Source organism: Ochrobactrum chromiisoli, from assembly GCF_026241335.1.
Taxonomy (GTDB): Bacteria; Pseudomonadota; Alphaproteobacteria; order Rhizobiales; family Rhizobiaceae; genus Brucella; species Brucella chromiisoli.
The window spans coordinates 54,960-76,704 of record NZ_JAPHAV010000006.1 but is presented as its reverse complement, the minus strand read 5'-3'; the positions used below and the strand labels follow the sequence as shown (position 1 = coordinate 76,704).

Below are 21,745 nucleotides of genomic sequence, written 5' to 3'. Positions count from 1 at the left end.
AAATCCAGTGTCGCTTCTGAGCATGAAACGCAATTCGGTGTTGCCGGGGTTCGGGCTGACCCTCGGCTGCGCTTTGCTGTATCTGGCGGTCATTGTCGCTTTGCCGCTTCTGGCTATGATTCTGAAAACTGCCAGCCTCGGCTGGAGCGATTTCTGGAGAATTGTTACCTCCGATCGTGCGCTGGCGACGTTTCGCATCACAATCAGTGCCGCAGCGGTGGCCACCGTGTTGAATGGTCTTTTCGGCTTGCTGCTGGCGTGGGTTTTGTCGCGTTATCAGTTTCCGGGTAAGCGGTTGATTGATGCGGCAGTTGATTTGCCTTTTGCGCTGCCAACGGCGATTGCCGGTCTGGCACTGGTGACATTGTTTGCCCCAAATGGCTGGTTTGGACGTTTTCTCGAACCCATCGGTATTAAAGTTGCTTACGCGCCGCTTGGTATCATGATTGCCATGTTTTTCACTAGTATTCCGTTTGTCATTCGTACGGTGCAGCCGGTGCTTGAGGACATGAGTGCGGATGTGGAGGAGGCGGCGCGCAGTCTTGGCGCTACACCCTGGCAGATTTTTTCGCTTATTATCTGGCCGACGATCTTTCCCGCTTTTCTGGCCGGCGCATCATTGTCCTTTGCACGTAGTCTTGGAGAATTTGGCTCTATCGTCTTCATTTCCGGCAACCTGCCTTTTGAAACGGAAGTGACGTCGCTTCTCGTTTTTATCAGGCTGGATGAATATGACTATCCGGCAGCCGCCGCACTTGCTTTTGTTATGCTGGTGATGGCGTTTTTCATGCTGCTCATAACCAACCTCATTCAGGCAAGGCAGCTTCGTTATGCAGAGCGGTAGTGCGAGTTTACAGGCGCGCAATGCGCCGGGTCCTGTGCGCAGCCTGTTGATCGGGCTTGCTGCAATTCTGTCGGCAATTTGCATTGGCGCGCCGCTGGCCGTCATCTTCTCCTATGCTTTCAGCAAGGGCGTGGATGTCTTCTTTGGAGAAATCCTCAAGCCTGATACGCTGCATGCAGTGTGGTTGACGGTCTTGACCGCAATTGTCGTTGTGCCGATCAATATGGCATTCGGCATTTGTGTTGCATGGCTGGTCACGAAATTCCGCTTTCCCGGGCGCAGGCTGCTGATTACCTTCGTCGAGATCCCGTTTTCCGTGTCGCCTATCGTTGCGGGTGTGACCTATCTGTTTTTGTATGGCTCGCAAGGGCTGCTCGGGCCGCTGCTTGAAACGTATGACATCAAGATCATGTTCACCGTTCCAGCCATCTTTCTGGTGAGCCTGTTTGTGACATCGCCCTTTGTGGCGCGCGAACTCATTCCATTGATGCAAGTGCAGGGCAGTGATGAGGAAGAAGCGGCTCTGACGCTTGGAGCCAATGCGTGGCAGACATTTTTTTATGTCACGCTTCCCAATATCAAATGGGCGCTGCTTTATGGCGCAGTCCTTTGCAATGCACGCGTGATGGGTGAATTCGGCGCTGTGTCCGTTGTATCGGGTGCCATTCGCGGTAAGACGAATACGCTGCCTTTGCAGGTTGAACTTCTGTTCAACGATTATAATGTTGCCGGGGCTTTTGCTGCGGCTTCGACATTGGCGGGCATTGCGTTGTTGACGCTCGTTCTTAAAGTCTGGCTGGAACGCAGACAGCATAGTTAAAAGAAACCGCCCGACTTATAAAAAAGCGGGCGGTTTGCGGTCACGCTGCTTGGGAGAGCGTGTGTGTTATGGGTTCACGATGCAGGGACGAGGCGAGGATCGCGCCTTCCGGCCAGCGGCTGAAGCCGCTTTCCACATTGATATGTCCGGCGTCACCCATGTCGACAAAGCCTGCACCCCAGACATTGGCGATGGCTTCCGCCTTGGCAAAGCTCATATAGTCGTCAGTGCGGCTGGCAACGACGATGGACGGGAAAGTCAGTTCATGACGCGGCAGCGGCGCAAAGCTTTCAAAGCGGCTGTCGCGGCGGGACATGGTTTCAACGTCTGCCGGGGCGACTAAAAGTGCGCCAGCAACGTGAGCTGCAGCCGGACGGCTTGCGAGATGCGAAACAAGAATGCAACCTAAACTATGGGCAACCAGAACCGCACCGGGATTCTCGGCGAGTTTGGCTTCGAGCGCGTGCATCCAGTCGGATAGCACCGGATAGTGCCAGTCGTCCTGTTCGACAAGCACTGCTGACGGATCGTCATGCAACCATTGGCGCTGCCAGTGGCCTGCTTCCGATCCCTTGTAACCGGGGATGATCAATGTCGCAGGCATGCGTAAGTTCCTCTTGGAAGTGCCTTGGGATAAGGCTGTTTCTGCTTTTGCATTGGGAGGTTATGCGAAGCAATTTCCAAGATAGGGGTGATTATGCCTATTTTTAAGAAAAATGAATTCAATTTGAGGCGGATATGTAAAAATTATACCCGCCTCGCTGTCTCACTTCTTTTGCTTTTCGTTCCACCGCAATACGAATTGTGATTTTTCGAAAATCAGAACCACAAAGAGCGAGATGGCAAAAGGGATCAGCAGATAGAGGAGACGGAAAACAATCAGTGCGGCGAGAACATCAGCCTGATTCATGTCCGGCAAGCCGGTGAGAAACACCAGTTCCAGCACACCAAGCCCACCGGGTGCATGCGAAATAAGCGCCGCCGAGAACGATACCAGAAAGATGCCAAGGATGATCAGAAAGCCGGGATTGCCCGCTTCTGGGAGTGCAAAATAGATGATGCCTGCAGCGCCGATGAGTTCGAGTGGCGCCACTATAAGCTGCTGTGTGACCACGGGAAGGCGCGGATATTCCAGACGGAATTTACCGATCTGCAATGGGCGAAGCTGGAGCCAGCTACCAAAAATATAGAGCAACACGAATGCCAGCATCAGCAAAGCAATGATGGTGGAAACGGTCGGCGTCAGGTCTTCGTTGAAACGCATGAGAATATGCGGTTCGAGCAGAAGCACGATGCTTGATGTGATGATGACGCCCAGCACGAATGTGAAAGAGCAGAAAGCGATGAGGACGGCGATTTCACTGCCGGGCATGCCCTGCGAGGAATAGGCGCGGTAGCGCACGACAGCGCCAGACACAACGGAGGCTCCGATATTGTGCGATAAGGCGTAAGTTGTGAACGAGCACAGCGCGATGAAGAGCCAGGATATTTTTCTGCGCAGATGAAGAAGTGCGATGCGGTCATAGCCAGCGAGCGAGCTATAGGCGAGGAGTGCTGCGGCGGTTGCAAGAAGCCAATGATGAGCGCGGATCGCGTAAAGGCTGTCCAGAACGTCATCAAGCGAGATACTGCGCAATTCACGATAGAGAAGCCATGCTGAAATAGCGACTGCACAAATGCCTATTATTGGCCAGATATAATCCTTAAACTTCATTAACTGGCCACCGCACCTTTATTTCGCATGTCATCCCCTTTTGGCGCATCGGTTGTACCTTTCAGGACAGTTCCGGTGCATTCCCATTCAAATCTGTCGTGGCGTCGGACTGTGTCCTAACCGATTGCTTCCGCGTGGCGCTGGCCTCGCTGCTTATCGCGCGTTCCATGGCGCTGGCAATTTCTGCAGCCCCTAGAATAACCTCATCTGCACCCAGGTCCTCCAGATATTTCGCTTCTGCTGGTGAGCAGACGTGCACAATGATACGGATGCCGGGATTCGCGGATCGGGCAAGACTTGTTATGCGTCCTGCCTCAAAGGCATTGGCTATTGCAATGACAATATGTTGAGCGAATTCCGGATTCGTCGTTTCCCATATTTCAGCATCCGAGGCATTTCCCGCAATAGCTTCAATGCCGATTTCTTTCAATTTGTAATAAATCTTGGGCGAATTTTCGACAACGAGGAAAGGTAACTGCCTTTCCTGTAAACTTGAAGCGATGTGTTTGCCGATCTGGCCATAGCCGACGATGATCGTATGCCCTTTGAGGGGGCTTATTGGCCGGGGTTCGGAGCGATCCGTATCGCCGCTGGATGGGACGCTTTCGTCATGAGCTATTTCTCCACCCAGCCGCTTTTCAAGCCATGGCCGCATACGCTCCGCAGCAATGAACATCAATGGGTTGAGAAAGATCGAAAGCATTGCACCGGCAAGGATCAGGTCACGGGCATCGGGCGGCAGCAGATTGAGGCTGACACCCAATCCGGCCAGAATGAAAGAAAATTCACCGATTTGGGCCAGGCTTGCAGAAATGGTCAAGGCGGTTCCGATTGGCCTGCGAAACGCGCGTACGATAAAGAAAGCTGCAACCGATTTACCCACCAGAATGATGGCAAGAGTCGCGATCAGGGGCAGGGGATCGCGAATGAGGCTCATTGGATCAAACAGCATACCCACTGAAATGAAGAACAGAACGGCGAACGCATCGCGCAAAGGCAGGGATTCTTCGGCAGCGCGATGGCTGAGTTCGGATTCGCTCATCACCATGCCAGCGAAAAATGCGCCAAGTGCAAAAGACACACCGAACAGATGTGCCGCACCAAAAGCAACGCCGAGGGCTATTGCAAGAACACCAAGGCGAAATAATTCGCGTGATCCGGTCTGCACAATGACATTCAGCAGCCATGGAATGACCTTGCGGCCAACCACCAGCATGAGAGCGACAAACACCGCGACCTTGGCAATGGTGAAGACAATGATGCCGGTGATGCCGAGCCCCAGCCATTGGGCGATGGGATCGCTGGCGACTGCGTGACCTTGTTCACTGCTTAAGCTGGCAAGTGCTGGCAGCAGCACCAGCGCCAGAACCATGGCGAGGTCTTCAACAATCAGCCAGCCGACTGCGATGCGGCCCCGGTCTGTATCGATGAGACGCATGTCCTGCATGGCGCGTAAAAGCACCACAGTGCTGGCAGTGGAAAGGGCCAGGCCAAAAACCAGTCCGGCTTTTACATCCCAGCCAAGTGCTAAACCAAGAGCGGTCCCAAGGGCTGCGGCTGTCGCGATTTGTGCCAGCGCACCGGGCACCGCTATGGCCTTTATCGAAAGCAGATCTTTGAGGGAAAAATGCAGGCCCACGCCGAACATCAGCAGAATAACGCCGATTTCGGCCAGTTGAAGAATGAGATCCTGATCGACGACGAAGCCGGGCGTATGGGGTCCGGCAATAATACCGGCCAGCAGATAACCGACGAGAGGAGAAATTTTAAGACGCGTGGCAATCGTGCCGAAAAGAAATGCCAGACATAACCCGATGACAATTGCTGCAATCAAAGGCGTGTCATGGGGCATAGGAATGTCTTTGCGGTTTCAGTTTGATTAAGCTTTGCAAGATGCCGGGCATGATTGAGACCATGCCCGGCACGTTGTTTATTTCTGCGCTGTGGCGCTGTCTTCAATCGCCTGATGGGCGTGCTGACGATGCTGCCACCAGTTGCCGAGCAACAGCAGGATTGGTGCTGCGATGAAGATCGACGATGAAGTCGCAATAAAGATACCGAACAGCATAGGCACGGCAAAATTATGAACGGCGCTGCCGCCCCAGATTGCCATCGGGAGCATACACAGGAATGTTGTCATCGAGGTATAAACACAGCGCACCAGCACCTGATTGATACTCATGTCAACGATTTCGCGCAGAGGCTTTGACTTATAAAGACGCATGTTTTCACGCATGCGGTCATAAACCACGACCTTATCGTTTACCGAGTAACCGATCGCTGTCAGAAGCGCTGCAATGGCCGTCAGGTTGAAATCGAGCTGGAACAGCGCGAAGAAACCGACCATTTTTGTGGTGTCGAGGATAAGCGTGATGATCGCACCCATCGCAAAGAACCACTCGAAGCGCCACCAAAGATAGACGAGCATTCCAAGCGCTGACAAGATCACGGCAATAAAGCCGGAACGTGCCAGTTCACCGGAGACTTTCGGTCCGACAACCTCACTGCGTTCGATCTTTGTGCCAGGGTCCAGTTCCATCACAGCATCGCGCATTTTGTTGACTGCAACGGTTTGCGCTTCTTCGCCACCATCCTGACGCTGGATGCGGATCAGGACATCATTCGGAGTTCCCGCAGACTGAAGGGCAACTTCGCCCAGTCCGAGTGCGCTGAGCTTTTCACGCAACTGTGCCAGATTGGCTGGCTGAGAGGTTACGATTTCAGCCTGAATACCGCCCTTGAAGTCGATGCCGTAATTGAGCCCCGGCTTGAAAAACAGGCCAATGGAAGCAATCGAAAGCACGATAGAGACTGCGATGCCGATAAAACGCGCATTCATGAAGCTGATATTCGTCTTTTCAGGAACGAATTTCAGGAATGGTTCGATGACAAGGGTCTTGAGCTTACGTTTGCGAACGTACCAGGCCATCGCCATGCGAACGAGCGTCACATCGGTGAACATGGAAATCGCAATACCCAGCATCATGGTAACCGCGAAACCGCGTACCGGACCTGTGCCGAATGTAAAGAGAAGCACGGTAGAGATCAGCGAGGTGACATTCGCGTCCACAATGGTTGAGAAAGCCGCATGGAAGCCCTTGTCGAGGGCCGCCATAGCGCCCAGACCTCTGCGTGTTTCTTCTCGTATGCGTTCGTTAATCAGAATGTTCGCGTCGACCGCTATACCGATACCCAGAATGATACCTGCGATACCCGGCAGTGTCAGCGTCGCTCCGATCAGGCTCAATGCCGAGAACGTCAACAAGGTATGGAGCAGCAGTGCTACGTTGGCGATGGTGCCCCAGACGCCATAGAGGAGCTGGATGAAGACGGCTACGAGGACGAAGCCGATGATGCCCGTAACAAGCCCCATCTTGATGGCGTCGCCGCCAAGGTCAGGACCAACGGTGCGTTCTTCAATCACGGTCAGCGGAGCAGGCAAAGCACCTGCACGCAGCAGCGCCGACAGAACGACACTGTCCTGAACCGTGAAATTGCCGGTAATCTGGCCTGAACCGCCGGTGATCGGCTCATTGATACGCGGTGCGGTCAGGACCTTGTCGTCAAGAACGATGGCGAATGGACGGCCCACATTCTTGGTCGTGATGTCCGCAAACTGACGCGCGCCAAGGCTGTCGAAGCGGAACGACACGATTGGCTCATTGGTGCGCGGATCAAAGCCTGCACGCGCATCGGTCAGGCGTTCGCCAGAAAGTGCGATCTGATCTTCGATCGGGTATTTGATGTTCGGGTCTTTGGAATCCGGCAGAATGGTGACACCGGGTGGTGGCGGATCATTCGGATTGACGTCCGCGACCATATGGAAGCTCATCTTCGCAGTGCTTCCAAGAAGCTGACGAAGATGGGCCGGGTCCTGCAGGCCCGGAAGCTGAACAACGATACGGTCAGAGCCAACGCGCTGGATTGAAGGTTCGGCAACACCGACCTGATCCACACGCTGACGAATGATTTCAAGGCTCTGCTGCAATGCCGCATCAAGACGATAGGTGAAGCCGGCCTCTGTCAGCGTCAGGCGGATTTGATTGTCACTGGTGGTAACATCAATATCGTTGATCGCAGTTCCGAAGCCTGTGGTGTTGACCTGTGAAATCAGTGTTTTAAGCGCTGTATCGGCTTTTGCACGCTGATCGGCATCAGGGATTGTGACAATAACCGCATCACCAACGGCACGGATCGATTGTGGTTGAATGCGTTCAGCGCGCAGCTTGCTGCGTGCATCGTCGAGCAGCGCCCGCATACGATCTTTTTTGAGGCTGGCCGCATCCACTTCAAGGACGAGATAGGAGCCACCACTCAGATCGAGACCAAGCGTCACCTGCCGCTTTGGGAACCACGACGGCAACGCCTCAAGTTGTGGCTTTGTGAAGAAATTGGGCAAGGCGATGATGACGCCGATCAAAACGATCAGGCCATAAAGCACAGCGACCCATTTAGAAGTACGCATGAGTTGAAATTCCAGATATTGAGCACGTGTAAATTTCGTATAGAATACAAAAGCCTAGCGCGCATTTCTTCGTAAATGATTCAGGATTGGATATTGCCAATCGCCATGATGGTTTTCAGGCGCTTTGTGGTGGCGCGCGCACTTGGGAATATGTGCTTCGTGAAAGTCTTAAAAACTTGGAGGCGCTTGCAGCTTCGACGGGTTTTGCGTCAAAAAAGGCCAGCTGGTTTGGCTGAGCCGCTAGCGCTGCGCTTTTGCCGCTGGAATGGGCTGCTTTAATTTTTGCCGCGGCTGCTTGAGCAAGGACAGCGCGCATCGGCTGCGGCGCCGGCGTCGATTGCTGGCGCGTGGGTATGGCAGGTGCGTCTGCAACCTGCTGTGCTGCCATGCTTTTTGGCGTATTCTGCCCCGCGTCATCGGCGAGCGCTGAGAGGTCCACAGCAAAAATAAAGGCAGTAAATGACAGGACACACGTTACAAATAGCATGAAGCCATGCTGCTTGTAACGATCAATATGCTCAATCCTGTTCTTCATGCCCTTTATCAAAATGCCTGGACTTTCCCTTTAAGTCTTTCCGCAAAAATGACCTGGTGCCGGAGCGGCTTTACCGTAAATCTCAACCCTGAAAAGTCTGCCGACTTTTGGGGACTTCGCCCAGACAACTACAGCATCGTTTCACAAATTGGAATCCTTTTCTGTTTCTGCCCAATGCCATACTCTTTATAAGGCCCAATCCGCGCCGTATTTTATGGTGATAAGATGACACGGTTTGGCTTTTGTTTTTTGCATATCTTTGTTCCAAAACGGTTCTCACTTTGGGCATGCATGCTTGAGAGCGCGTTTGGTCGATTGAATCAAATCGGCGCTCTAAACCCTTTTATTTGATGCATAATCTTATCGATCCTTGTTTCACTTCGGTCGGATTATGCATTAGTATCGCTTCCACGATCGCACGCTTTTTGTTCCCCCGTGTTTGTAAAACAGCAGAGTTCTAAATTGGCATATTTATCGACGTTCCGTGCTTTTGCCTTTGCCGTGACTGGTGTTGCCTTTCTGCTTGGGGCGTTCGATAACGCTCTTGCTCAGGATAGCAAGCTGCAACAGCCGCAAGCGGAGCAGGCCGAAACGGCACCATCGTCCGCACCCGCATCCGCCCCTACGGTGGATAGTGGTGCACCTGTATCCAGTGTCGTTCAGCAGCAAAAGCCTGTTATCAATGATCTGAAACAGCAGACGAAGACGATCAGTGATCAGTTGCAGAAATCTGCAACCAACGATGAATCGCTTGCGAATTTTAAGCTTCAGCTCGATGCGCTTTCGAAGAAGTTGCTTGATGCCGGTGTCGCTTTTCGTCCTCGCCTGACGGAAATCAACACACGTCTTGAGCAACTGGGTGCCGCACCTTCCGGCGATCAACCGGCAGAGCCTGCAATCGTTGCTGAAGAGCGGGCGCGACTGGTTGCAGAAAAGGCCGAAATCAACGCGGTTATCGGTGAAACCGAAGATGCATCGCTGGCCGTCAATCAGATGTCGGCAAAAATCAGCAATATGCGGCGTGATCTTTTCACGCAAACATTGTCCCAGCGTGTCAACCTTGATCTTACACTCGGCTCCGAAGTGTCTTCCGCTGCCGGGAATCAGATGATTTCGCTGTGGAGCATCGTGAAATCATGGTGGCGTTTCGTTTTTACCTTCAAGCTGAATTCATTTCTGGCTGCCGCGTTCTTTGCGCTCATCGCGGCGTTGATTATTCAGCTTGGCGCGCGGCGGGCTCTGGGTTCGCTTTATGAACGTGACGTCAACAATGAAGCCCCTTCTTATCTGAGCCGCTTATCGGTTGCCTTCTGGTCCACCGCTATCCCTTCGGGGGCGGTCGCTGTTTTTCTTGCAACGACCTATTTTTGTCTCGATTATTTTAATGTGCTCAGACCTGATATTGGTGCACTCCTGCAATCGCTGTTTATCGTCTTGGGCATTGTCTTCTTTATCAGCCGGTTGGCATTTGCGTGTATCAGTCCTTATACGCCTGCATGGCGTTTGGTGCCTATCGCTCCGCGTCCGGGCCGGGCATTGGTCTGGCTGATTACCGGCATAGCACTGATCAATGGGCTGGATTCGTTTTTCAGCAAAGTTAATCAGGTGCTGTCGTCACCCTTGTCACTGACGATGGCGAAAAGCCTGCTTTCGACTGTTGTTATTGGCGTATTGATACTGGTTATTGCGTTTCTCAAGCCGATTGAGAAGATCCCCGGAGAAGCTGTTCGTCCCTGGCCTAAAGCATTCAGGATATTTCTGTTGCTTCTTGGTCTTGTACCAATTGTTGCGGCCGGACTTGGCTTTATCGGCCTGGCCCGGTTTATGGCGCAACAGATTGTGGTTACCGGCGCATTTCTTGTGACGATGTATCTTGGTTTTCTCACGGGGCGCGCCATTTCCGAAGAGCAGGCTTTCGCATCCAGCCCCATTGGGCGGATTTTGCGCGAACGGTTTCATTTTGATGAGGCAAAGCTTGACCAACTCGGTCTTGTTGTTGGTATCCTCATCAATCTCGCGGTGGCGCTGATTGGCATTCCGCTGGTGTTGATGCAGTTCGGATTCCAGTGGTCCGAGCTTAAGAACACGTTCTATCATTGGATGACGGGTTTCCAGATCGGCAGCATTTCCATATCACTTATGGGGATTTTGACCGGGATTTCCTTGTTCTTCATCGTCTATCTATTGACCCACTGGTTTCAGAACTGGCTGGATAGCAAAGTTCTCGCGCGTGGACGTGTTGACTCGGGCGTCCGTAACTCGATCCGTACTGTTGTCGGATATGTCGGGTTGGTGTTGGCGGCGCTGATTGCAGTGTCGGCTGCGGGTTTTAATCTTTCAAGCCTTGCCCTGATCGCCGGCGGTCTCTCGCTTGGTATCGGTTTTGGCCTTCAGAACATCGTGCAGAATTTTGTTTCCGGCCTTATTCTTCTTGCAGAGCGCCCTTTTAAGGTTGGTGACTGGGTCGAGGCGGGTACCGTCAGCGGTATTGTCAAGAAAATCAGCGTTCGCGCAACGGAAGTGGAAACTTTCCAGAAGCAGTCGATTGTTGTTCCAAACTCTACGCTCATCAACGGTAATGTCGGTAACTGGACGCTACGCAACAAGCTTGGTCGCATTGATATCAATGTGCAGGCCGCTTACACTGACGATCCTCGCCGTGTTCACGCACTTCTGTCTGAAATTATTCGCGGTCATCCGTCCATTTTGAAAAATCCGGAGCCGTTTGTGGCCTTTCAGAGTGTGACGGATTCATTAATGATTTTCGACGTTTATGCGCATGTCGCAGATATTACGTCTACGGGTTCCATCAAGAACGAGTTGCGATTCCAGATTGTCGAACGTTTTCATGCTGAAGGAATTCCATTTTCGTCGTCTGCAACCAATCTGGTGCTTGGCGTTTCTGAAATCGAAAGAGTTTCCGAGATTATCGAGAAGGACAGATCACGCGGCGCAAAACTGCGCAAGGACAAGCCGGGCGAGGGTGATAAGCCGCAGCATGACGACAAGGTATGAAGGTGCGTTCAGTTGCAGTTCAGCTTTGAAGTCTTATAAGTGGTCGTGAAAAGAGGCAGTTGAACTGTCTCAGAGCAAGGGGGCCGAATTTTCGGCTTATAGCGGGAGCAGCGGAAGCGCTGAAACGATATGAACAGAACTCAGGTCAATTATGCTGGCAAGGTTGCGCTTGGTGCGGTGCTCGCACTTTCGTTTTCCATGCCAGGCCTTTATGCTGCAACCGTATCGAACAATGATAGCGCCGCTCAGACCATCGTCGTCACTGAAGGCGCGTCAAAGCGTGAAATGCTGATAGCACCAGCCGAAACAGTCGATTTTTGCGATGGTGGTTGCTTTGTGACCTTCCCGAACGGTGACCGTGAGGCGCTGAAGGGCGATGAAAAGATCGTTATTTCTGGCGGCAAGGCATCGTTTCAATAAGTTCAGATTACGTTGATAAAAAGCCGGGGTTTGCCCCGGCTTTTTGCACCTTTTAAATGATTATATCAGCTTCGCGGCTTGAGATTTTCTGGATCGTAGAGTGGCTTATAGCCAATCGATACAACCTCCACCGGATACGTTTCGCCGAAATATTCGACATTCAGCTTTCGCCCTTGCTGACAATAGGACCAAGGCAGATAAGCAAGCGCGATGTTCTTGCCGATGCTCGGGCCGTAGGCGATGGACGAGGTGAAGGACCGGCGACCGAGTTCATCGATCAGCGTTTCTCCCGTTTCAGGATCAAGGACCGGTAGAATGCCGACCGGATAGCGTTTGACGCCTTTGGAATCGACATTTTCTGTCATAACCAGCGTGCAGAGCATGGCTGGTTGATGATCGCGGGCCTTATACTCCAGATGCTTTGCCTTGCCGCGGAAGTCTGCCTCCTTGACCTTTGGGCGAGCGAGATCCGCTTCAAGAAGATTATATTCGGTGAGCAGATCCGCATTTTGGAGACGCAGGCTTTTTTCCATCCGGCGGCTATTGGCATAGGTTTCAACACCAACCGCAATTGCGCCGGTTGAACGCAGCGCATCCCATATGGCGAGGCCGTCTTCATAGCGCATGTGCAATTCCCAACCCTGTTCACCGACATAGGAAATGCGGAAGGCGGTTACATCCTTGCCCGCAATACGGATCGGCTTGATGGCGGCAAAGGCAAAGTTGTCAATATCAAGACCTTCCGGATTTTCGACAACCTTCTTGAGATTATCGCGGGCGTTTGGTCCCCAGATGCCGATGGTGGCGTATTTTTCTGTAACATCGGTGATGGTGACATCAAAACCCTTATCTTCAGCAACGCGGCGCATGTAATGGAAGTCGCGGGGACCGGCATCGGCGCCGTTGATCATACGCATACTGTCAGCCATGCGCATTACGGTGAAATCGGCGCGCACCATGCCTTCATCATCGAGAAAGTGGGTGTAAATGCCCTTTCCGATATTGGCGTCACCGCCGATTTTTGCAGCACACAGCCACTCCATCAGCGCGACATGATCCGGGCCTTCTATGTCGTACATCGCAAAATGCGAGAGATTGATGATGCCGCAATCTTCACTCAATGCCAGGTGCTCGGCATTGGAAACGCGCCAGAAATGGCGGTTGTCCCACTCATTTTCCCGCACCGGAATACGGTCGCCATATTTTTCCAGCAGATGCTCATTGGCTGCATAGCCGTGCGCACGCTCCCAGCCACCCAGTTCCATGAAGTGGCCACCCAGTTCCTTTTCCCGTTCATAGAACGGTGAACGGCGAATATTGCGGCCTTTGGAAAAGGGCTCACGCGGATGCACCGCCGGATTGTAAACCTTCATTGCGGTTTCGGTGCAGCGATCCCAGATGAATTGCTCGGTCATCTGGTGCGGATAGAAGCGCGAATAGTCGATGGCGTGATGATCGATTTTTGTACGACCATCGGTCATCCAGTCGGCAATGAGTTTACCCATGCCGGGGCCGTCCTTGACCCAGATTGCAACCGCATACCAGAGGCCACGGACTTTCTGGCTTTCGCCGATTGAAGGTCCGCCATCGGTTGTTACCTGTAGGAAACCATTGAAGGAATGGCTTTCATTATAGCCCAGCTCGCCGAGAATGGGGGTTAGTTCGATGGCGCGTTCGAGTGGTTCAAGAACCTGCTCCATGTCGAGATCACGCTGTGATGGCGACAAACGGGCTTCATGTTTTTCAAGAAGGTCACGCGGGTGGCAGAGGCGCGGATTGGTTTCCTCGTAGTAGCCCCACTCAATTTGACCACCTTCGGCGGTCTTTGGGTCGCCGGTGTCACGCATATAGGCCGAATTGCCCTGATCGCGCAAAAGTGGCCAGCCAATTTCCTTGCCGGTTCCGGCAAACGCATTATAGGGGCCGAAGAAGGTCAGCGGATGATCAATGGGCATGACGGGCAGGTCTTCGCCAACCATTTCGGCAATCAGCCGGCCCCAGAGACCGGCGCAAACCACCACATAGTCGGCTTCGATTGTACCACGATGGGTGACAACGCCCTTGATGCGTCCATTTTCAACGATGAGCGACTGAGCGGGTGTGTTTGCAAAGCTTTTAAGCTTTCCCGCATTTTCCGCCTGATCAATCAATCTGCCTGCAACTGTTTGCGAGCGTGGAATAACAAGGCCTGCATCCGGGTCCCACAAACCGCCTTGAACAAGGCTTTCTTCGATCAGTGGAAATTTTTCTTTGACTTCGGATGGCTCCATCAGGCGAGCCCGCGTACCAAAGGCTTTGCCGGATGCGACCTTGCGCTTGAGCTCTTCCATTCGGGCATCGTCGCCGACGCGGGCAACTTCAATACCGCCGACGCGGGCGTAATGGCCCATTTTTTCATAGAAATCGATGGAATAGAGCGTCGTCCAGCATGACAGGAAATCATGGCTTGTCGCATAGCAGAAATCAGATGCGTGTGCGGTGGAACCAATGTCCGTGGGGATGCCGGATTTGTCGATGCCGACAATGTCGTCCCATCCCCGTTCGATCAGGTGGTGGACGACGGATGCTCCGACAATTCCACCAAGCCCGACAATGACCACTTTTGCCTTTTTAGGAAACTCTGCCATTTCATGCGATCCCATTTTGTATTTGATGGAATCATAGTGGCTGCGCCCGGCCCACAATTGTCATTCTACGACATAATCACGGCACGAGACGACCGAAACATCTTCGTTGCAAAATGGCGCTGGTGCGTGAAGGGTAGATCGTGGCTCCATGTTGATGATTTGATTCATCACGCAGGGCTATCACTATGATTTAAAAGAAAAACCCGCGTTCTGAGTGCGCGGGTTTTGTTATGATCCTCGGGATTATGCCGCAATCAGCATTTTCCGGTCAGCCCGTTCCTGCTGGGGTGAGCGACCATAAAGCTCGCGATAACACTTGGAAAAATGCGACGCGGAAACGAACCCGCAGGCGACGGCAACTTCAACCACCGGCAAGGAGGATTGCAACAGCAAATGCCGGGCCCGGTCGAGGCGTATTTCCAGATAATATCGTGCCGGAGAACGGCCCATTTCCTGACGGAACAGGCGTTCGACCTGACGGCGCGAAAGCCCGATATTATGGGCTACGTTAATGAGTGCTTCCGGTTCGGAAAGGTTGGCTTCCATCATTTCGATGATGGTCAGAATCTTTGAATTCTGGATGCCAAGGCGGGCGCGAAGTGGCAGGCGTTGGCGGTCGTGCGGGTTGCGTACCCGGTCGGTGAGGGCTTGTTCGCAAATGCGGTTGACCAGATTATCATCGAAGTCATCGCCGATGAGCTTCAGCATCATGTCGAGCGAAGCGGTTCCGCCTGCGCATGTAAAGATATTGCTATCCACTTCAAAAAGATCGGCATAGACTTCAGCTTTCGGAAAAGCTTCCGAAAAGCCTGGCAGGTTTTCCCAATGAATGGCGCAGCGTTTGCCCGAGAGAAGGCCCGCAGCCGCCAGAATATGCGCACCGGTGCAGAGCCCGCCAACCGCAACGCCGCGGTTATATTCTTCACGCAGCCAGGCAAAGACAGATTTGTTGCGGAAATCCTCGACATAGACGCCTGAGCAGACAAAGACCATGGATGGGCGTTGTTCGCTTTGAAGATAGCGGCGTTCATCCTCCAGTGACGCATTGACCGCGCATTCCACGCCATTTGAAGCCTTGACCGGCTTGCCATCGGTGGACGTCAAACGCCAGTGATAGGCTTCATAACCCAGCATTCGATTGGCAATGCGCAGTGGCTCTATCGCTGTCGCAAATGCGATCATCGAGAAGTCAGGGACAAGAAAAAAAACAATAGACCGCTTAATCGATGAAGCTGGATTCATAGCCTGATCGTTCCCATTCTCAAAAGCCCGAACTGCGGTTCCCGACGCAGTTTCCGGCTTTGTGCCTCCGTCATGACACCGGGACTATAGAAGGCCCAGTCATCCGGTCGCTTTTTGACCGGTAGTCCCATTGCTCCTGCCCTATTTTACAGGGGATAGGTCATGGCGCAAACAGGATAGGCGTATTGAGACATAGAACTTTCGGGTTGAATAGTGCGGCTAAATGCCTGCCGTATATTGGTCCCTATATGTCGCTAAATTGAAGGCGGAAAATTCCAACTCGCAATTCGAATATGCCTTACTGCATTTGGCCTCTCCTCGCGGGGGCGGGAAGGCGGTCATCCACGCAAGGCCAGCCGATGTCGTGCCGAATGTGCTCGGGCAGGCTTTCGAGAATTCTGCGGCTCTTCTTTATGCGCCGCTGATATGTCCAGTTGGTGTAAAATGCGCTGACCGATGCCATGCTCGCTTGCAGCCAGTGCGTGATGATGAATGGGCGCGCGATACATTCTCTTTGCAGGGGTTCACACTGAATGCTCATTTTTGTTCTCCAGGCAGAATTGAGATCAAGTGTTTTCTGACGTGTCTTGACCTCTATGCTTGAAGCTTGCCGCGATCTTGACGTTCAATCAAACGAAATATAGAAAGGTATAAAGTCAGAAAAATTGAACTAACTTCATGTGGAGCCCACGATGACAGCGCCCGTACAGCATCCTCTGCCAATGCTTGATATAGATGTGCTGCGGACATTTGCAGCCATTGCCGATACGGGTAGTTTTTCGGCGGCTGCCAATGTGGTGTTTCGCACACCTTCTGCTGTTTCCATGCAGATCAAGAAGCTTGAAGAGCAACTGGGCGCTGCGGTCTTTGAACGGGATGCGCGTTCGGTGAGGCTGACCAGCGATGGCGAAGTGCTGCTTGGTTATGCGCGGCGACTGCTGGCGCTCAATCGTGAGGCTGTGGCGAAATTTGTCGCGCCGACAGTGACTGGTGTTGTTCGGCTCGGATCGCCTGATGACATTGGTGAATGTGTGTTGCCGCTCGTTTTGAAGCGTTTTGCAGAAACGCATCCGGGTGTTACGGTCGATGTCGTGATCGATCAGAGCGCTAATCTGCGCAAGCGTCTTGATGAAAGACGGCTTGATGTTACGCTGGTCAATCTCTCACACACAGTCCCAAGCAAAGGTGATGTTGAGATATTGCTCGATGAGGAGCTGGTTTGGGCGGGTGCCAGATGCGGCACTGCTTATCGCCGTGATCCCTTGCCGCTTTCCATATGGGAAGAGGGCTGCGCTTGGCGCGGAAATGCACTTGAGGCGCTTGAGAAATCGGGGCGGGCCTACCGCATTGCCTATATGAGTTCGCATTCTACGGGCCAGCGCGCCGCGATACAGGCGGATCTTGCGATCGCTCCTTTTGGCAAAACCTTATTGGGGGAAGGTATCGTGCCTCTTGGCCCTGAACATAATTTGCCGCAGCTTGGCCGTTATCAGCTTGGCATGATCATTAAACCCGATGCAAGGCAACATATTCAGGTGGTTGCTGATCATCTGCGTAACGTCTTTGAATCGTATCGCCGTAGCGGCCGGTTTGAGACGTTGCGTTCGGGGTGGGGCAGTGTTGTTGCGTGCGGCTAAATCGCTGCTCTTGCCGGGAGGAAAAGCTACGCTAAATGACCAATGTGAGAGCCAAAATATGGCCTCGCCATCAGGACGTTGGCCAAGGCGGGACTATTGTTTGGGGGCATCTTGTTAGAACTGCATCTAAATGGAGAGACACCTATGAAGCTATCTCGTATTGTTCCAGTTGCTATCGTTCTTTGTGCTTTCACACTTGCATCCTGCGCCAATACGGTTCGCGGCGTGGGGCGCGATGTTAAGAGCACGGCTCACGCTGTTCAGGAAACCGTTGAGTGATAAAAAAGGTTCGGGTTCTCCCGAACCTTTTTACTTCTGCAAGAAGTAGCTCACCGTCATATGCTGATCGGGACGCGTTAGGTAGATGATGTTTGCAGTCTTGATGCCAGTATCGGGTGCCATGATATTTGCTTCACGCATAAGCGTGGATACACGTGCATTTGGGGCAGTATCACCAAACCACATCACCAGTACAGGTTTTGAGGCGCGTGATGCACCATAAGGTGTTTCGGGGTGGATCACTTCGATTGATGGATCGAAGAGCCTGAAATTCCCGCCAATCTGCGCGTTGTCTGTCAGGATTGTTTTAAAATCACCATCTTTGCGTATCTCTTGATAAAGGCTTTGATAATCCAGTTGACCATAGGGCGGAGTGCTAGAGCCATAGGTCAGATAATAGCCAAGAACAGGCGGTACAACGAGCGATAGCGCAATGCTAATGGCCGCGAATTCGGTAAGCGCGCGCGTGTTCCGGCGATATTGTTCAAAAAGACATGCCATGACCGCTGGCGTAAGGAAGAGCACCGGTTGCAGCCAGCGATCCTTTATGTTGCTGACGCCAGCAACGACCACGCCCACCAAAACGATCAGCATTCCCACTACGAGAAGACGCCGCATGAACGCTTCACCATTGGTGAATGGTCTGCTTGGCGCGGTGCGTTTGGAGCGATGAACAAGAGATATGATGCCCGCGATTGCAAGTACCACGACAGCGAAGAGAAAAGCTGCTTCGATGAAGCTTCCCACACCATTCAGGCGATCGAAGATCAGACTGCCGGATGCACCGATCTGAAGCTTTTCGGAACGCGCAATCACACTCGACTTGTGTGCAAGCATCCAGTTCGCTGTTGGCGTGAAGCAAATTGCAAATGCAGTGATCGTTATAAAAGAGAGCCTTGAAAGCAGGACCTTGCGATAGTCTGCAACCGATAATCCGGTGACGATCAGCATAATCACAAACAGCGATGCGTTGAACTTGCCGAGAATGGCCGCTGCCATTGCAATGCCGAGTGCTGCTGCGGAAACGGCATGTCGGTCACGCATATGCCATGCAAAAGCCAGAAATGCCCAGCCGCATCCCGCAGTGCCTGCAATGGAATGGGTCAGCGCGCGCTGTGATTCCCAGCCGATTTGCGGAATGAGGAACAGTCCCAGCATGGATGCTGAAGCGACCATACGGGAGAAGCCCAAAAGTCGCATTCCGCCAAAGACGCTCAGAAACAGGCTGGCAAGCATGCTGAATTTGACGATTTGCAGCGTGAGCATCGATGTGCCAAGCACGGAGGCTGCAATATTGGTTATCCATGTGTAGAGAGGCGGCTGCGATCCGCCATATCCCCAGTCCAGATAGCCGATATTGGCCAGCTGTTCGGCATCATCAAGGCCAGCGCCATTGGAAACAAGAGTTACAAGAATTGCCTGAAAAGCAAAATAGCAAAGCACAAAGACCACTGCCAAAGGCAGGCCAAAGAGTGACTTATTTGCAGTGTGCGCTGTGGTTGCTTTGAGGGTGGTCAAAATGCTGTTGCCCAAAATCTGAATCGCATTTCAAGAAATACGATGCTTAAATTCGATAGATCTTGGAGTCTAGCTGGCAAAATAGACCGAACGGTACTCCAATTGAAATACCTCTCACAGGATTATGGCCTGATTTCAATCACGGAAGTAAAAACTTACAATATCATCACGTATAATTTATGAATTATCAGCAACGGCAGAAAACCGCGCTGCCTCGTCAGGTGCACGGTCTTGCCAAATACGCATGGCGCTTCCACCAAACAATACACAGGCGGAAGAGACTGAAGCTCCGGTACGCAGTACCAGATCCGGAGCGTCGAGAAGGTGTAAACCGTCTCTTGCTCCTTTCTAGCGCAACATTGTTACCGGACCGTTATCAGACACTTAAGCAAATCTAAACAAGTGAAGTTTTTTCAACTTTCTTCAGAGAAAATGCATCAGGCTTTGTTTTCATCAACCGTCTTTGTTGCGCGAAGGAAGTTGATGATGCTTGAAAAATCTTCCCCTCCATGGCCTTCATTGTCGAAACGGCTGTAAAGCGCTTCTGCATGTGCGCCCAATGGTGTTGCAGCACCCGAACTTTTTGCCGCTTCCTGTGAAAGCTTGAGGTCCTTGAGCATCAGGGCTGCTGCAAATCCGGGTTTATATTCGCGATTGGCGGGCGATGCCGGGACCGGTCCCGGTACAGGACAGTAAGTTGTCAGTGACCAGCACTGGCCTGATGAGGTTGAAGCCACATCAAACAGCGCCTGATGCGAGAGCCCCAGCTTTTCAGCCAGTACGAAGGCTTCACTGACGCCGATCATCGAAATGCCGAGGATCATATTGTTGCAGATCTTTGCAGCCTGTCCTGCACCATCACCGCCGCAATGAACGATTTTACCGGCCATAGGCTGAAGCAGCGGTTCGGCCTTGCCAAAGGCATCGTCGCTGCCGCCTGCCATGAAGGTCAGCGTGCCGGCAGAAGCGCCGCCTGTGCCGCCTGATACAGGCGCATCAACAGAAAGCTGGCCGTTTCTTGCTGCAATCTCGTGGGCCTTGCGTGCAGAATCGACATCAATTGTCGAGCAGTCGATAAAAACGGAATCTTTTCGGGCATAAGGCATGATGTCTTCATAAACCGAAAGAACATGTTTGCCTGCGGGCAGCATGGTGATCACTGCATCTGCGGTTTGAACGGCGCCCGCAGCACTGGTTGCGATCTCAAGGCCATTGGCTTTCGCTTCTTCAAGATGAGCAGGCAGCAGATCAAAACCAATGACCTTATGCCCGGCTTTCACCAGATTGGCGGCCATCGGTCCGCCCATGTTGCCAAGGCCGATAAAAGCGATAGTGGCCATGATTTTCTCCCATATAGATATGTATCAGCGTCCGATCATATGGCGTGCAACAATGACGCGCATGATCTCGTTTGTGCCTTCAAGAATCTGGTGAACGCGCAGATCGCGGACAAGTTTTTCGATGCCGTAATCATGAAGGTAGCCATAGCCGCCCAGAATTTGCAGCGCGTCATTGGCCACATCAAAACCAGTGTCAGTAACAAAGCGTTTGGCCATGGCTGACCATTTGCCGGCATCATGGGTTTTGCGATCAAGCTTGCTTGCAGCCGAGTAAAGAAGCTGTCGTGCTGCCGAGAGCTCGGTCTCCATATCCGCCAGGCGGAACTGCAATGCCTGAAAGCGATCAATTGTCTGGCCGAAAGCCTTGCGCTGGCTTGAGTATTCCAGTGCCTTGTTCAGTGCCGATTGTGCGCCGCCCAGCGAGCATGCGGCGATGTTCAAGCGTCCGCCATCAAGGCCTGCCATAGCGATCTTAAAACCGGTGCCCTCGTCACCCAGACGATTTGCAACTGGCACGCAGCAATTGTCGAAAATCACCGTTCGGGTGGGTTGCATGTTCCAGCCCATCTTGTGCTCATTGGCACCAAATGACAGGCCGGGCGCATCTTTCGGCACAACAATGGCAGAAATGCCCTTCGGGCCGTCCTCGCCGGTACGCACCATTGTGACATACAGGTCAGTGGCGCCTGCACCGGAAATAAACTGCTTGGTGCCATTAAGCACATAATGATCGCCATCGCGCTGCGCGCGGGTGGAAAGTGCGGCTGCGTCGGAACCGGATCCGGGTTCTGTCAGGCAATAGCTCGCAAGCCAGTCCATTGATGTGAGCTTGGGCAGGAATGTCTGGCGCTGGCTTTCATCGCCAAACGTATCGATCATCCATGCAGCCATGTTGTGGATGGAGATAAAGGCTGAAAAAGCGGGGCAGGCCTCGGCGATTGCCTCGAAAATAAGGACCGCGTCTGAGCGCTTGAGTGCTGATCCGCCCACGTCTTCGCGAACGTAGATGCCGCCCATGCCGAGTGGGCCGGTTTCTTTTATGACGTCAATCGGGAAATGTCTCTCGCGATCCCATTGCAGTGCATAAGGCGCAACGCAATCGGATGCAAAGCCGCGGGCCATATCCTGAATGGCGCGCTGATCCTCGTTGAGTTCAAACTGGTTCTGGTCGGCAGTATCCATGGTTTCCTCCCTATGAGCACCGCATCCTCCTGAAGCGACTAGATCACAATGGCGCGCGGCTGCCAACGCTGCTTTGGAATAATGTTGCTCACTTTTGTAATAAACTG

General features: G+C 52.7%; 16 protein-coding genes. 6 read left to right on the top strand and 10 right to left on the bottom strand.

The features are described 5' to 3' along the window. Positions 1-22 precede the first annotated feature (22 nt). Positions 23-844 (top strand): sulfate ABC transporter permease subunit CysT, encoded by an 822-nt coding sequence (cysT, locus tag OPR82_RS13240; protein WP_265985481.1) that lies wholly within the window; start codon positions 23-25, stop codon positions 842-844. Next, positions 831-1,664 (top strand): sulfate ABC transporter permease subunit CysW, encoded by an 834-nt coding sequence (gene cysW, locus OPR82_RS13235; RefSeq protein ID WP_265985346.1) that lies wholly within the window; start codon positions 831-833, stop codon positions 1,662-1,664. Before cysT ends, cysW begins: the two co-directional genes overlap by 14 nt. 40 nt (positions 1,665-1,704) lie before the next feature. Here the strand turns inward: cysW and OPR82_RS13230 are convergent, their stop codons facing one another. The 5 genes from OPR82_RS13230 to OPR82_RS13210 all read right to left on the bottom strand — a co-directional run bounded on the left by OPR82_RS13230 (position 1,705) and on the right by OPR82_RS13210 (position 8,378). Then, positions 1,705-2,268: an alpha/beta hydrolase gene (locus OPR82_RS13230; RefSeq protein WP_265985344.1), complete on the bottom strand. Its 564-nt coding sequence runs from the start codon at positions 2,266-2,268 to the stop codon at positions 1,705-1,707. A gap of 162 nt (positions 2,269-2,430) precedes the next feature. Next, complete coding sequence (locus OPR82_RS13225; protein WP_265985343.1) at positions 2,431-3,378, bottom strand: lysylphosphatidylglycerol synthase domain-containing protein; 948 nt, start codon at positions 3,376-3,378, stop codon at positions 2,431-2,433. Between the two features lie 61 nt (positions 3,379-3,439). Then, on the bottom strand, positions 3,440-5,230 hold the full coding sequence (gene ybaL, locus OPR82_RS13220; protein WP_265985342.1) for a YbaL family putative K(+) efflux transporter: 1,791 nt from the start codon (positions 5,228-5,230) through the stop codon (positions 3,440-3,442). A gap of 78 nt (positions 5,231-5,308) precedes the next feature. Continuing rightward, a complete protein-coding gene (gene secD / locus OPR82_RS13215) occupies positions 5,309-7,843 on the bottom strand; it encodes a protein translocase subunit SecD (protein ID WP_265985341.1) in 2,535 nt (844 codons plus the stop codon). Positions 7,844-7,958: 115 nt separating this feature from the next. Next, complete coding sequence (locus OPR82_RS13210) at positions 7,959-8,378, bottom strand: hypothetical protein (RefSeq protein ID WP_265985340.1); 420 nt, start codon at positions 8,376-8,378, stop codon at positions 7,959-7,961. Between the two features lie 462 nt (positions 8,379-8,840). Between OPR82_RS13210 and OPR82_RS13205 the strand changes: the two genes are divergently transcribed. After that, complete coding sequence (locus tag OPR82_RS13205) at positions 8,841-11,393, top strand: mechanosensitive ion channel family protein (protein WP_265985339.1); 2,553 nt, start codon at positions 8,841-8,843, stop codon at positions 11,391-11,393. Positions 11,394-11,522: 129 nt separating this feature from the next. Then, positions 11,523-11,813 (top strand): hypothetical protein, encoded by a 291-nt coding sequence (locus tag OPR82_RS13200; RefSeq protein WP_265985338.1) that lies wholly within the window; start codon positions 11,523-11,525, stop codon positions 11,811-11,813. A 65-nt stretch (positions 11,814-11,878) separates the two neighbouring features. On the opposite strand, the gene OPR82_RS13195 is transcribed toward OPR82_RS13200, so the two are convergent. Then, positions 11,879-14,440: a GcvT family protein gene (locus tag OPR82_RS13195; protein ID WP_265985337.1), complete on the bottom strand. Its 2,562-nt coding sequence runs from the start codon at positions 14,438-14,440 to the stop codon at positions 11,879-11,881. Between the two features lie 243 nt (positions 14,441-14,683). Next, on the bottom strand, positions 14,684-15,682 hold the full coding sequence (locus OPR82_RS13190) for a GlxA family transcriptional regulator (RefSeq protein ID WP_265985336.1): 999 nt from the start codon (positions 15,680-15,682) through the stop codon (positions 14,684-14,686). Positions 15,683-16,374: 692 nt separating this feature from the next. On the opposite strand from OPR82_RS13190, the gene OPR82_RS13185 reads away from it, so the two are divergent. Continuing rightward, positions 16,375-17,319, top strand: a complete 945-nt coding sequence (locus OPR82_RS13185; protein ID WP_265985335.1) for a LysR family transcriptional regulator — start codon at positions 16,375-16,377, stop codon at positions 17,317-17,319. 144 nt (positions 17,320-17,463) lie between these two features. Further along, on the top strand, positions 17,464-17,598 hold the full coding sequence (locus OPR82_RS13180; RefSeq protein WP_094539832.1) for an entericidin A/B family lipoprotein: 135 nt from the start codon (positions 17,464-17,466) through the stop codon (positions 17,596-17,598). Between the two features lie 30 nt (positions 17,599-17,628). Here OPR82_RS13180 and OPR82_RS13175 read toward each other — a convergent pair whose 3' ends face one another. The 3 genes from OPR82_RS13175 to OPR82_RS13165 form a co-directional block, all read right to left on the bottom strand. Continuing rightward, the gene (locus OPR82_RS13175; protein WP_265985334.1) at positions 17,629-19,116 is read right to left on the bottom strand and encodes a glycosyltransferase family 39 protein; all 1,488 of its coding nucleotides are present in this window, start codon (positions 19,114-19,116) and stop codon (positions 17,629-17,631) included. A 437-nt stretch (positions 19,117-19,553) separates the two neighbouring features. Continuing rightward, complete coding sequence (gene mmsB, locus OPR82_RS13170; RefSeq protein ID WP_265985332.1) at positions 19,554-20,456, bottom strand: 3-hydroxyisobutyrate dehydrogenase; 903 nt, start codon at positions 20,454-20,456, stop codon at positions 19,554-19,556. A 24-nt stretch (positions 20,457-20,480) separates the two neighbouring features. Beyond that, entirely contained in the window at positions 20,481-21,638 is a 1,158-nt protein-coding gene (locus OPR82_RS13165; RefSeq protein ID WP_265985331.1) for an isobutyryl-CoA dehydrogenase, read from the bottom strand. Positions 21,639-21,745: the final 107 nt, after the last annotated feature.